10 protein-coding genes are annotated in these 13,662 nt (G+C 35.5%); all 10 read left to right on the top strand.

The features are described from left to right. Positions 1–667: 667 nt before the first annotated feature. Positions 668–2,344, top strand: coding sequence for a dihydroxy-acid dehydratase (gene ilvD, locus NNH57_RS07075; protein WP_074409254.1), 1,677 nt, complete (start codon positions 668–670; stop codon positions 2,342–2,344). A 179-nt stretch (positions 2,345–2,523) separates the two neighbouring features. After that, positions 2,524–4,257 carry a biosynthetic-type acetolactate synthase large subunit gene (gene ilvB / locus NNH57_RS07070; protein ID WP_108809398.1) on the top strand — a complete coding sequence of 578 codons (1,734 nt, stop codon included), beginning with the start codon at positions 2,524–2,526 and terminating at the stop codon, positions 4,255–4,257. A gap of 82 nt (positions 4,258–4,339) precedes the next feature. Continuing rightward, entirely contained in the window at positions 4,340–4,873 is a 534-nt protein-coding gene (ilvN, locus tag NNH57_RS07065) for an acetolactate synthase small subunit (protein ID WP_074409252.1), read from the top strand. 178 nt (positions 4,874–5,051) lie between these two features. Beyond that, positions 5,052–6,527 (top strand): ketol-acid reductoisomerase, encoded by a 1,476-nt coding sequence (ilvC, locus tag NNH57_RS07060; RefSeq protein ID WP_108809399.1) that lies wholly within the window; start codon positions 5,052–5,054, stop codon positions 6,525–6,527. A 275-nt stretch (positions 6,528–6,802) separates the two neighbouring features. Next, the gene (gene ilvA / locus NNH57_RS07055; RefSeq protein ID WP_108809400.1) at positions 6,803–8,071 is read left to right on the top strand and encodes a threonine ammonia-lyase IlvA; all 1,269 of its coding nucleotides are present in this window, start codon (positions 6,803–6,805) and stop codon (positions 8,069–8,071) included. 597 nt (positions 8,072–8,668) lie between these two features. Next, positions 8,669–9,310: a GNAT family N-acetyltransferase gene (locus tag NNH57_RS07050; protein WP_108809401.1), complete on the top strand. Its 642-nt coding sequence runs from the start codon at positions 8,669–8,671 to the stop codon at positions 9,308–9,310. After that, positions 9,298–10,488, top strand: coding sequence for an argininosuccinate synthase (locus tag NNH57_RS07045; RefSeq protein WP_074409248.1), 1,191 nt, complete (start codon positions 9,298–9,300; stop codon positions 10,486–10,488). The genes NNH57_RS07050 and NNH57_RS07045 overlap by 13 nt, the downstream gene beginning before the upstream one ends. Continuing rightward, a complete protein-coding gene (argC, locus tag NNH57_RS07040; RefSeq protein ID WP_074409247.1) occupies positions 10,485–11,462 on the top strand; it encodes an N-acetyl-gamma-glutamyl-phosphate reductase in 978 nt (325 codons plus the stop codon). The genes NNH57_RS07045 and argC overlap by 4 nt, the downstream gene beginning before the upstream one ends. A gap of 41 nt (positions 11,463–11,503) precedes the next feature. Next, positions 11,504–12,298, top strand: a complete 795-nt coding sequence (gene proC / locus NNH57_RS07035) for a pyrroline-5-carboxylate reductase (RefSeq protein ID WP_074409246.1) — start codon at positions 11,504–11,506, stop codon at positions 12,296–12,298. Between the two features lie 218 nt (positions 12,299–12,516). Continuing rightward, complete coding sequence (locus NNH57_RS07030; protein ID WP_108809402.1) at positions 12,517–13,659, top strand: aspartate aminotransferase family protein; 1,143 nt, start codon at positions 12,517–12,519, stop codon at positions 13,657–13,659. Positions 13,660–13,662 lie beyond the last annotated feature (3 nt).

Raw genomic sequence — 13,662 nt, 5'->3', positions numbered from 1 at the left:
AGAATAGAGGCTTTTTTCGGTTGAATCAAAAAAAGTCAAGACGAGTTTATTTAAAAAACTAATTTAGTATTTGTATTTCAAAAAAATATTTTCCTATATTTGAACACATAAATGAATACAAGAAACATAAATATTAATACAGTCATTATCATTGAGGTGATTATTTCACCTCGATAAGGGATGTATTAATACTATATATATGATATTAAAATCCCTTTACTCGAGTAAAGGGATTTTTTTTTGTATAAAAGGTAGTAAGATTAGAATCTAAAATTAATTCTGAAAAATAGAAATGAGAATATTTAGCAATATAATTAGTAATGTCATTGTCATTATCGTGATTATTTCACCATGATGAAGGGACATTATTGTATACAAATAAATACAGGCTCCCTTCAGAAAATGAAGGGAGTTTTTTTTGATACATAAAGAATATTTAAATAAAATGATCAAATAGTGATTGTAAATTATAAAAACATAAAATACTGTAAATCAATTATTAACATGTGTAAAAAGACTATTGGATATTGTAAGGATATTGAATAATGTACACGTGTTTAGTTGCAACAAAATAATTTTATACTGTGGTTTATTCAATCTAATGCATACATCATAGGGTAAAAGTTAAAATTTTAAATAATTCGTAAAAACTGATATTCAAAAAGAAATGAGCATCAATAAGTATAGTAAACAAGTCACTCAAGATGACACGCAACCTGCGGCACAGGCAATGCTTCACGCAATTGGTTTAACCGATGAGGATTTTAATAAACCATTAGTCGGAATCGCCAGTACAGGTTATGAAGGGAATCCATGTAACATGCATCTTAATGATCTTGCTAAATTGGTAAAACAAGGAACAGTAGAAGAAGATGTCGTCGGGCTTATATTTAATACTATTGGAGTAAGCGATGGGATTTCTATGGGAACACCAGGAATGCGTTTTTCATTACCATCTCGTGATGTAATCGCAGATTCGATGGAAACTGTAGTACAGGCAATGTCTTATGATGGTATGGTAACTGTTGTTGGTTGCGATAAAAATATGCCAGGGGCATTAATGGCAATGCTTCGATTAGACCGCCCTTCGATTTTAGTTTATGGAGGAACCATAGCATCTGGATGTCACGAAGGTAAAAAATTAGATGTAGTTTCTGCTTTCGAAGCCTGGGGAGAAAAAGTAGCCGGTACAATAACACAAACAGAGTACAAAAGTGTTATAGAGAAAGCATGTCCGGGTGCAGGAGCTTGTGGAGGGATGTATACTGCAAATACGATGGCCTCTGCAATCGAAGCGTTAGGAATGTCATTACCCTATAATTCTTCGAATCCTGCAATAAGTAAAAATAAAGAGGAAGAAAGTATCCAGGCAGGTCGCGCTATGCGAACATTATTAGAAAAGGATATCAAACCTAAAGATATAGTAACCAAAAAATCACTCGAAAATGCAATACGATTAGTTACTGTACTGGGGGGGTCTACGAATGCCGTATTGCACTTTTTGGCAATTGCCAGGGCTGCAGATGTAGAGTTCACATTAGCAGATTTTCAGAGAATTAGTGACGAAACACCGTTTTTGGCAGACCTTAAACCAAGTGGAAAATACCTAATGGAAGATGTGCATGAAGTTGGAGGAATTCCTGCGGTATTAAAATACCTTTTAAAGAAAGGATTGTTACACGGAGATTGTTTGACCGTTACCGGAAAAACAATTGCAGAAAACTTATTGGACGTTCCTGATCTTGCAGAAGGACAGGATGTTATCAAGCCTATAGAGAATCCAATTAAACCAACAGGACACCTTAGAATCATGTTTGGTAACCTGTCTGAAGATGGATGTGTTGCAAAAATCACAGGTAAAGAAGGATTGCGTTTTCAAGGAAAAGCCAAAGTTTTTGATGGAGAGTATGATGCTAATGATGGTATTAGAGATGGAAAAGTAGAAAAAGGAGATGTAGTCGTCATAAGATATGAAGGACCAAAAGGAGGACCAGGAATGCCAGAAATGTTGAAGCCTACAGCTGCTATTATGGGAGCCGGTTTGGGTAAAGACGTAGCCTTAATTACAGATGGAAGATTTTCTGGAGGAACACATGGATTTGTTGTTGGACATATCACACCTGAAGCACAAGAAGGAGGTTTGATTGCTTTAGTAAAAGATGGAGATGTTATTACTATTGATGCAGAGACCAATTCGATTACTGTAGCGATTAGTGAAGCTGAGATCGAAAAAAGAAAAGCTTCCTGGGTTCAACCTGCATTAAAGTTCGAGAAAGGAGTGCTGTACAAATACGCACATACAGTATCCTCTGCATCACAGGGGTGTGTAACCGATGAATTCTAAAAGTACTCCAATGCAAAGCATTGATTCGAAGTGAAGTGCCATTCTAGTAAAGGCTAAAATCTAAAAAAGTACAGCATTTGATGCTGATTAAAAGATAAATTATCATTCTGATGAAGATCAGAATCTAAAAAAAGTCTAGACTCTAGTTTCTAAAAGTCTAGCCTCTAAAATAAGAGTGTATGGAAACACAAACGCAAACGTTAAAAAAAGAAACCAAAATATCAACAAAGCGTATGACAGGTGCAGAGGCGGTAATTCGATGCTTGTTGGCAGAAGGAGTAGATTTAATTTATGGATACCCTGGCGGAGCTATAATGCCGGTCTATGATGAACTATACAAATATAGAGATCAATTGCATCATGTATTAACAAGGCATGAGCAAGGAGCAACTCATGCGGCACAAGGATATGCAAGAACGAGTGGTAAAGTTGGAGTTGCTATTGCTACTTCTGGACCGGGAGCTACTAATTTTGTAACGGGAATCGCAGATGCACAAATAGACTCTACACCTATGGTATGTATTACAGGTCAGGTTGGATCACACTTGCTAGGATCTGATGCGTTTCAGGAAACTGATATTATAGGAATCTCTACACCAATCACCAAATGGAACCATCAGGTTACCAAGGCCGAAGATATTCCTGCTGTATTAGCTAAAGCTTTTTATATTGCGCGCTCTGGTCGACCAGGCCCTGTATTAATAGATATTACAAAAGATGCACAGTTTGGCGAATTAGACTTTGCGTATGAGAAATGTAAAGGTGTACGTAGTTATAAACCTGTACCCGAAACAGATCTAAAAAGTTTGGAACAGGCAGCAAAACTGATAAACAAAGCAAAAAAACCGATGATTGTCTTTGGTCAGGGAGTAATCCTTGGAGAAGCAGAAGAAGAGTTGAAAAACTTTATAGAGAAATCAGGAATCCCATCTGCATGGACTATTTTGGGACTTTCTGCACTACCAACATCACACCTATTAAATGTAGGAATGGTTGGTATGCATGGTAACTACGGGCCAAATAAGCTAACCAACGAATGTGATTTATTACTGGCAATCGGAATGCGTTTTGATGATAGAGTTACTGGTAATTTAGAAACCTATGCCAAGCAGGCCAAAATCATACATTTTGAGATTGATCCGGCAGAGATAAATAAAAATGTAAAAGTAGATGTTGCAGTAATGGGTAATGTGAAAAATACATTAGCGCAGATACTTTCGATGGTGCAATCAAATTCTCATGATTCATGGGTACAGGAGTTTAGAGATTATGATGCAATAGAATATGATAAAGTAATCAAAGAAGAATTGTACCCTAGTAATGAAGGCCTGTCTATGGGCGAAGTGCTTAGAAGAATTAATGAAGAAACCAAAGGAGATGCAGTCATTGTATCTGATGTAGGACAGCACCAAATGATGGCTTGTAGATATGCCGAGTTTAATAAGTCTAAGAGCAATATTACTTCTGGAGGTTTAGGTACAATGGGATTTGCATTACCTGCAGCGATCGGTGCAAAAATGGGAGTCCCGGATAGAGAAGTAGTAGCGATTATAGGAGACGGTGGATACCAGATGACAATACAGGAGTTGGGTACAATTTTCCAAACCAAAGTACCAGTAAAGATCGTAGTGCTAAACAATGATTTCCTGGGAATGGTACGCCAATGGCAACAACTATTTTTTGATAAACGATATGCGTCTACAGAGATGGTAAATCCAGATTTTATAAAAATAGCAGAAGGGTATCATATCAAATCTACCAGAGTTACCAAAAGAGAGAATTTACAAGAAGCAATCGCAGAGATGATAGCAAGTAAAGAAGCATATTTTTTAGAAGTATGTGTCGAAAAAGAAAATAATGTGTTTCCGATGATTCCTACAGGAGCATCAGTTTCGGATATAAGATTAGAATAATAGAATTTTGTTATTCTGGCACTTCGTCTACACTCTGTATAGGCTTTGGCTGGAATCTATGCAATGATACAATATACTAGTAATGAAAAAAGAAAATTATACCATATCAGTATATACTGAAAATAATATAGGGTTGTTGAACAGGATTTCAGCAATATTTTTAAGACGTCATATCAATCTTGAAAGTTTTACAGCTTCTGTATCAGAGATTAAGGATGTATTTCGTTTTACAATCGTGGTGAACATAACTGAAGAACAGGTAAAAAAGATTATTGGGCAGATTGAAAAACAAATAGAAGTGATTAAAGCTTTTTATCATAAAGATGATGAGACTATTTATCAGGAAACGGCTTTGTTTAAGATTGCTTCAAAACTGTTATTCGAGGAACGTAAAATCCAGAATGTAATCAAGGACAGTAATGCTAATATTGTTACCGTAACTCCAGAGTTTTTTGTATTAGAAAAGACAGGACGACGCAGAGATGTTGAAGCTTTGTATGATCAATTAGAACCTTATGGTTTAATGCAATTTGTGCGTTCTGGAAGAATTTCAATAACAAAAGAGAAGCTGCATATTTCTAAAATATTAGAAAATTTTGGAATGGAAGCTGTGTAAGGGATAGTAGTGACATCCTTTTTGGTTGTCTCCTTAATAACTTAGGATGACAATCAAAAAGATATAGCGAATAGCCCGACCCTGAATTTGACTCAGGGATACACCATAAAAATCGAAACAACTAAAAATAAAATTAAATCAAATTTCCTAACGGAAATCACAACAAATTAAGAAAGAAATGGCAAATTACTTTAATACGCTATCATTAAGAGATCAACTAACACAACTAGGAAAATGTAGATTTATGGATGCTGAAGAGTTTTCGGCAGGTGTAGACGCATTAAAAGGGAAAAAAATGGTTATCGTAGGGTGTGGAGCTCAGGGACTTAATCAAGGGTTAAACATGAGAGACTCTGGTTTGGATATTTCGTATGCGCTTCGTGAAGCTGCGATCAAAGAAAAAAGACAATCTTTCAAAAATGCATCTGACAATGGATTCGATGTAGGGACCTATGAAGAATTGATTCCTAATGCAGATGTGGTTATTAATTTGACACCAGATAAACAACATACTCAAGTGGTAACTACAGTAATGCCACTAATGAAAAAAGGAGCTACTTTATCATACTCACACGGATTTAATATTGTAGAAGAAGGTATGGAAGTGAGAGATGATCTTACTGTGATTATGGTAGCACCAAAATGTCCGGGATCAGAAGTAAGAGAAGAGTATAAAAGAGGATTTGGAGTACCTACATTAATAGCGGTACATCCAGAAAATGACCCCCAAGGGCATGGTTTAGATCAGGCAAAAGCCTATGCAGCAGGAACAGGTGGTCATAGAGCAGGAGTGCTAGAATCTTCTTTTGTAGCCGAAGTAAAATCAGATCTTATGGGAGAGCAGACCATTCTATGTGGGTTACTGCAAACCGGATCTATTTTATGTTTTGACAAAATGTTAGAAAAAGGAATCGATGCAGGATACGCTTCTAAATTAATCCAATACGGTTGGGAAACCATTACCGAAGGGATGAAGTATGGAGGAATCACAAATATGATGGATCGATTATCAAATTTATCAAAGATTAAGGCATTTGAGCTTTCTGAAGAATTAAAGAGTATCATGCGTCCGTTGTTTAGAAAACATATGGATGATATCATGCAAGGGCATTTTTCTAAAACGATGATGGAAGACTGGGCTAATGATGATAAAAATCTATTATCGTGGAGAGCAGCAACAGGAGAGACGGCATTCGAGAAAACTCCTGCAGGAGATATTGAAATTTCTGAACAAGAATTCTATGATAATGGTGTATTAATGGTAGCTATGGTAAGAGCAGGAGTTGAACTGGCTTTTGAAGCAATGACAGATTCTGGAATTATTGAAGAGTCTGCATATTACGAGTCATTACACGAAACTCCGCTTATTGCCAATACGATTGCACGTAAGAAATTGTTTGAAATGAATCGTGTGATCTCTGATACTGCAGAATACGGTTGTTATTTATTTGATCATGCTTGTAAGCCTTTACTAGCAGATTTTATGAAAAAAATAGATACCGATGTTATCGGAAAAGCATACGATGAAGGAAAAGAGAATGGAGTAGATAATGCTAAGCTAATAGAAGTAAATGCAATTATAAGAAATCACCCTATAGAAGTTGTTGGCTCTCGACTAAGAGCATCGATGACAGCAATGAAGCCTATAGTATAATACATTTAATTTTGTCAGGCCAGGTCTGTTAGAGTTTTGAGATGTGTATTGTGTAACCTTTGATGGATCTGAGCCGGCAAGAATACCCCAGTTTAACTTTGAAATCGTGCGTGTAGAAATTGAATTTATTTTGCACGTATTCAAGACAAAAAATATTAGCATAGCCATAGCTACGGTTATATTTTTTAACGAAAAATAGGTGTAAAAGAAACTATTTATTAGTGCTATTTCAAAATTAAACAGGATAATATAAAAGACCAGCGTAAACTTAAATTATGAGTACCATAACCACCACAACCTATTTCCCTGAATTAGAGGATATCCAAAAGGCAGCTTCAACGATAAAAGAAGTGGCTATGGTTACTCCTCTTATGAATAGTATTCGGTATTCTCGCAGATACGACGCTAATATTTTATTGAAACGAGAAGATCTTCAACGTGTTCGTTCGTATAAGATAAGAGGTGCTTTTAATAAAATAAGTTCACTTACCAAAGAAGAACTAGAAAAGGGAGTTGTTTGTGCCAGTGCAGGTAATCATGCGCAAGGAGTGGCATTTGCCTGCCATCATTTGGGAATAGAAGGTACGGTTTATATGCCTTCGGTAACCCCAAAACAAAAGGTAGCACAGACGCAAATGTTTGGTGGTGATCATGTAAAAATTGTTCTCGAAGGCGATACATTTGATGATTCGTATAAAGCAGCGATGGAAACCTGTACTTCTGAAGGAAAAATCTTTGTGCATCCTTTTGAGGATCCAAAAACTATAGAAGGGCAAGGAACAATAGGGCTTGAGATTTTTAAGCAGACCGATGTACCTATTGATTACATTTTTGTAGCTATTGGTGGCGGTGGTTTGGCCTCGGGATTATGTGGAGCAATGAAAGCCTTATCGCCAAAAACAAAAATTATTGGTGTCGAACCAGAAGGAGCACCTTCTATGTTATCATCTATCCAAAATAATAAGAATACAGAGATTTTTAATATTGACAAATTTATCGATGGTGCAGCAGTTCAGAAAGTAGGAGATCTTAACTTTGATATTTGTAAAGAATACCTCTCTGATATGTATACAGTCCCCGAAGGATTGGTATGCCAGACCATTTTAGATTTATACAATAGAGATGCTATTGTAGTCGAACCTGCAGGAGCATTAACCTTGGCAGCTCTAGAGTTTTATAAAGATAAGATCAAAGGCAAAAATGTAGTGTGTATTGTAAGTGGTAGTAATAATGATATTACCCGTACTGCAGAGATTAAAGAAAGAGCTTTGTTATATGCAGATTTAAAACACTATTTCATTGTTCGTTTTCCACAACGAGCGGGTGCATTAAAACAATTTGTAGGAGAAGTGCTGGGCCCAAATGATGATATCACACATTTCGAATATTCGAAAAAATCTAGTAGAGAAAATGGCCCCGCAGTGGTTGGAATTGAACTAAAAGACAAGAAAGATTTAGAACCTTTGGTCTCCAGGATGAAGGCCCTTAATTTCTTTGGAGATTACCTTAATGATAAACCTGATTTGTTTCAGTTTTTGATATGATATACCTTAAGTTCTTTATATTAAAACTCTTTTCTATTTTTTTATTAGAAACTTAAGGTATAGAATATCAATTTGATAGATAAAGGTTCATGATTTTATTAAAACGATAAAAGTTAATCAGTTTTACGATTTATTTGTTTCCCGTATTAATTTTTTACGTAATATTGTACCATCTAGTTAACGAAAGGGGCCACGGCCGACGATTTAGAGTTACTATTATGAAAACGGTAAATTACATATCTACAGAGAGTAAAGTTCAATATTTGAACAATTTTGGTAATACATTTATTCCCACACGCCGCTTTCGTCGCCCCTTGGGGGTCTAATATTCTTTTGAAGTAGGTGCGTCCTACTTCCCCTAGAGACATCGAATCCATTTTAGAAAAACCGAATTTTTAAATAGTTGTGTACATAACCTATTTAAAGTATTTAGTAAGAATTCTTATCACGCAAATAACGGGATATGATTCGCATACCAACCTGGATTCAGAAAAATCAACACTAATTTTAATAGTTATATCATTTACATTTTGAATTCGATATAGCGAATTCAAAATGTAAATGATATAACGCTTCTTTAATAAGCGGGATTCGTTTATGGAAAAAGTAAAAATAATAATTGCTAACGAAAATCATTTTCGTCATGCAAAGGAAATATGCGAAGTAATATCCGATTCTGCCAAAGTAAGAGGAACCGGTATAGCTAAGCGTACTCCAGAATATATACAAACAAAGATGCAAAACAGGAATGCAGTTATTGCCATATCGGGCAATCAATTTGCAGGGTTTTGTTATATCGAAATCTGGGGACATGAAAAATATGTAGCACATTCTGGTTTAATAGTACATCCCAATTTTAGAAATCAAGGTCTGGCAAAAAAAATCAAAGAATTTACATTTAATTATTCTTTGAAAAAATACCCAATGGCCAAAGTGTTCGGTATCACAACCGGGTTAGCTGTAATGAAAATCAATTCTGATTTGGGATATAAACCTGTTACATTCTCTGAACTAACAGATGACCCCAAGTTTTGGGCAGGGTGTAAAACGTGTACAAATTATGATATTCTAACTTCTAAAGAGCATAAAATGTGCTTGTGTACCGGTATGTTATACAACCCTTTAAAAGAAGTTAAGAAGAAAGAAAAGTGGTACGATAAAAAAGTACTAAAACGATTAAAAAATATTAAACAAACGATGCTTGCAAGCAATAAACAATTGTTGTTATGGAAAAAGTAGTATTAGCATATAGCGGAGGACTGGATACCTCGTATTGTGTAAAATATCTTATTCATGAAAAAAATCTGGATGTACATACCATTTTGGTAAACACAGGTGGTTTTTCTGAAAAAGAACTAAAGGAGACAGAAAAAAGAGCCTATGAGTTGGGCAGCTCATCTCATATAAATAAAACCATTCTAAACGAGTTTTATGATAAAGCGATTAAATACCTGATTTATGGTAATGTATTAAAAAATAATACATATCCACTTTCTGTAAGTGCAGAACGAATTTTTCAGGCCATAGAGGTGATTAAATATGCCAAAAAAATAGGAGCAAAGTATATTGCACACGGAAGCACAGGAGCAGGAAACGATCAGATAAGATTTGATGTGATTTTTCAAACATTAGCTCCAGAGATCGAAATTATTACTCCGATTAGAGATTTAAAACTGTCTCGTCAGGCCGAAGTAGAATATCTAGAAAAGCACGAGGTGTACTACAGCTGGGAAAAGGCACAGTACTCAATCAATAAAGGTATTTGGGGAACCAGTGTAGGAGGAAAAGAAACCCTTTCTTCGCATCGTGCATTACCAGATACGGCATACCCCAGTCAACTTCAAAAAGAAAAGGAAGAAGTTATCACATTAAACTTCGAAAAAGGAGAACTCGTAGGATTAGATGGAATTAAGGATACCCCGGTGAATACCATTCAGAAACTGGAAGAACTTGCCAGTGCTTTTGCTATTGGGAGAGATACTCATGTCGGAGATACAATTATTGGTATTAAAGGGAGAGTAGGGTTTGAAGCAGCGGCACCAATGGTAATCATTAAAGCTCACCACCTTTTAGAAAAACACGTTTTAACCAAGTGGCAACAATATTGGAAAGAACAATTAGCCAACTGGTATGGTATGTTGTTACATGAAGGAAATTACTTGGATCCGGTAATGAGAAATATTGAAGTATTTATGGAAGACTCTCAAAAATCAGTAACAGGAGAGGTAAAAGTAAAATTGAAACCTTATCATTTTACCTTAGAAGGAATTGAATCAGATTTTGATATGATGAAATCAGACTTCGGGCAATACGGAGAGATGAATAATTCCTGGACATCTGATGATGCTAAAGGCTTTATAAAAATCTACGGTAATGCCAATAAGATATATCATAATGTAAACCCAAGTGAATCATGATACAAGTAGGAATAATAGGAGGATCTGGATATACAGCAGGAGAGCTCTTAAGGTTATTAGTACATCACCCAGAAGTACATCTGGATTTTGTGTACAGCACAACAAATGCTGGTGTACCAATTCATAAACAACATCCAGATTTGATAGGAGAAATAGATCTTAAGTTCACAGATACTATAAACCCAAATGTCGATGTATTGTTTTTGTGCCTGGGGCATGGCAGATCAAGATTGTTTTTAGAAACCAATACGTTTTCAAAAATGACCAAAGTAATTGATTTGGGAAATGATTTTAGATTAAACGATGATCAGGAATTTCTGGGAAGAGATTTTGTATATGGTTTGCCAGAGTTAGAAAAAGAAAAGATCAGATCAGCAAAAAATATTGCAAACCCGGGATGTTTTGCTACTGCCATTCAGTTAGGATTATTACCATTAGCTTTTGCAGGGAAACTTAAGGATGCAGTACATATTAATGCTACAACAGGAAGTACAGGAGCTGGTGTAATGCCAGGAGGAACCACTCATTTTAGTTGGAGAGATAATAATTTTTCTAGTTATAAAGTATTCTCACATCAGCACCTGGGAGAGATTAAGCAAAGCCTTAAACAAGAGCAACATGATTTTGAAGCCCCGGTTTTCTTTGTTCCTAATAGGGGGAATTTTAGTAAAGGAATTTATGCCACTATGTACACAAAATATGAAGGTAGCGAAGAAGAGGCGAAAGAACTATATGCATCCTACTATAAAAAGGCTGAGTTTACCGTGATTTCTGATGAAGAAATTCATTTAAAACAAGTAGTAAACACGAATAAATGTATACTACACATTAGTAAGAAAAATGGAATGTTACTCATCACATCTGTAATCGATAACTTAATCAAAGGAGCATCTGGACAAGCGATTCATAATATGAATTTAATGTTGGGATTAAAAGAGAAAACAGGATTAGAATTAAAAGCAAGTGCGTTTTAGTAACAGAATTTCATATTGAAATAAACGTATAAAAAAATAATATGAACACAATAACAATTATAGGAGGAGGAAACTTAGGGAAATCAATAATTTCTGGATTGGTCAATAGTGATTTGTTTGAAGCTACTGATATTACAGTAGTAGATAAATCAAAATATAATCTAAAAGAAGTTGAAGAAAAACTAGGAGTATCTACCTCACAAAATATAGTAGCATCTATAAAAAATGCAAAATGGGTAATTCTTTGTGTACAACCAAGACAGTTGGATGCTGTTTTACAGGAAATAAAAAATACAGTAACAACAGATCAAATATTGATTTCTACAGTAACAGGTACATCAATTGCCGAAATCAATGAGGTAGTTCCTAATAATAAAGTAGTACGGGTAATGCCAAATACAGGAGCTGCCAAAAAACTATCAATGACTTGTATTGCAGCTAATGAAGATGTAAAAGAAGAATTAACTACAGTACAAAAGATGTTTGACACCATCGGTAAAACGCTAATTATAGAAGAACGTCTAATGCAGGCCGCTACGGTTTTAGGAGCTAGCGGAATAGCATTTTTTCTTAGATTTTTAAGAGCAATGATACAAGGAGGGATTCAAATGGGATTTCACCCGCATGAAGCCCAAATCATTGCGGTGCAAACCGCGATAGGAGCTGCAACATTGGTAGCAGAGAATGGAACTCATCCCGAACGTGAAATCGATAAGGTGACAACACCCCAGGGGTGTACCATAGAAGGGCTAAATGAGATGGAACACCAAGGATTAAGCTCATCGGTAATAAAAGGAGTGATGGCTTCTTATGAAAAAATAAACACAATTAAGTAGTTGATCGTTTTTGGTTGTTAGTTGATGCGTATGTACTGGTAAAGAATAATGAATACTAAATAATGAAAAGTGTAAAAGTACAAAGTATGAATTCCGAAACCGATGTTTGTTCGAGTGCCATGCCATAACATAATGTATCGAGAACCAATATAAGTAGTTATTGTCAAAACAACCTGAAGTTAATTTTTAGATAGAAAAAACAACCAACAATTAATATTATGAAATTATTTGACGTGTATCCTTTATATGATGTAGAGCCTGTAAAAGCTTACAATGCTACCGTTGTGGATAAAAATGGAACAGAATATTTGGATATGTACGGAGGGCATGCAGTGATTTCAATAGGTCATTCTCATCCTCACTATGTACAAAACATAAAAGAACAGGTAGAGAAAATAGGCTTTTATTCTAATGCTGTTCAAAATAACTTACAAACGAAATTAGCAAAAAAACTGGGAGCATTATCGGGATATGACGACTATCAATTGTTTTTATGTAACTCTGGAGCCGAAGCCAATGAAAATGCATTAAAACTAGCTTCTTTTTATACAGGGAAATCAAGGGTGGTAGCATTTCATAATGGTTTTCACGGGCGAACATCTGCCGCAGTAGCTGCTACAGATAATGCTAAAATCAATGCACCATTAAATACTCAGCAAAACGTCACTTTTTTGCCGTTAAACCAAATTGAGCTCGTAAGAACTGAATTAGAAAAAGGTGACGTGTGTGCTGTGATTATAGAACCTATACAAGGAGTAGGAGGGCTAGATGAAGGAACTACTTCTTTTTTTACAACCTTAGAAACCTTATGTCATGAGCTCGGAGTTGTTTTAATAGTTGATGAAGTGCAATCGGGTTACGGCAGGAGCGGTAATTTTTTTGCACATCAATATCATGAGATAACACCAGATATCATTTCTATAGCAAAAGGTATGGGTAACGGTTTTCCCATAGGAGGGATATTAATTGCCCCACATATAAAACCTAATTATGGGATGCTGGGAACCACTTTTGGAGGTAATCACCTGGCTTGTATTGCAGCATTATCGGTTCTTGAAGTAATTGAAACCGAAAACCTTATTGATAATGCAAGATTAACAGGAGCATATTTTGAATCTAAAGCACATCAAATTCCCGGAGTACAAAAGGTAAAAGGAAAAGGACTAATGTTAGGATTAGAGTTTGATTTCGAGGTTAGCGAACTTAGAAAAAGACTCATCTATGAGGAGCATATTTTTACAGGAGGAGCAATGAATAAAAAGCTATTGCGAATTCTTCCTCCGTTAACCATTGGGAAAAAGCAGATAGATCAATTTATAAACGCATTACAAAGTGTATTGGTAGAAAAACCAATGATTTAAGAG

The sequence above is a fragment of the Aquimarina spinulae genome, assembly GCF_943373825.1.
In the GTDB taxonomy this organism is placed as follows: domain Bacteria; phylum Bacteroidota; class Bacteroidia; order Flavobacteriales; family Flavobacteriaceae; genus Aquimarina; species Aquimarina spinulae.
Note: the sequence above shows the minus strand (reverse complement) of the source record. Positions and strands in the feature narration are given on the sequence as shown.

What these genes read in the sequence shown, in the direction of transcription:
- ilvD (WP_074409254.1), top strand. Translation starts at nt 668, where the DNA reads ATGAGCATCAATAAGTATAGTAAACAAGTCACTCAAGATGACACGCAA.
- ilvB (WP_108809398.1), top strand. Translation starts at nt 2,524, where the DNA reads ATGGAAACACAAACGCAAACGTTAAAAAAAGAAACCAAAATATCAACA.
- ilvN (WP_074409252.1), top strand. Translation starts at nt 4,340, where the DNA reads ATGAAAAAAGAAAATTATACCATATCAGTATATACTGAAAATAATATA.
- ilvC (WP_108809399.1), top strand. Translation starts at nt 5,052, where the DNA reads ATGGCAAATTACTTTAATACGCTATCATTAAGAGATCAACTAACACAA.
- ilvA (WP_108809400.1), top strand. Translation starts at nt 6,803, where the DNA reads ATGAGTACCATAACCACCACAACCTATTTCCCTGAATTAGAGGATATC.
- NNH57_RS07050 (WP_108809401.1), top strand. Translation starts at nt 8,669, where the DNA reads ATGGAAAAAGTAAAAATAATAATTGCTAACGAAAATCATTTTCGTCAT.
- NNH57_RS07045 (WP_074409248.1), top strand. Translation starts at nt 9,298, where the DNA reads ATGGAAAAAGTAGTATTAGCATATAGCGGAGGACTGGATACCTCGTAT.
- argC (WP_074409247.1), top strand. Translation starts at nt 10,485, where the DNA reads ATGATACAAGTAGGAATAATAGGAGGATCTGGATATACAGCAGGAGAG.
- proC (WP_074409246.1), top strand. Translation starts at nt 11,504, where the DNA reads ATGAACACAATAACAATTATAGGAGGAGGAAACTTAGGGAAATCAATA.
- NNH57_RS07030 (WP_108809402.1), top strand. Translation starts at nt 12,517, where the DNA reads ATGAAATTATTTGACGTGTATCCTTTATATGATGTAGAGCCTGTAAAA.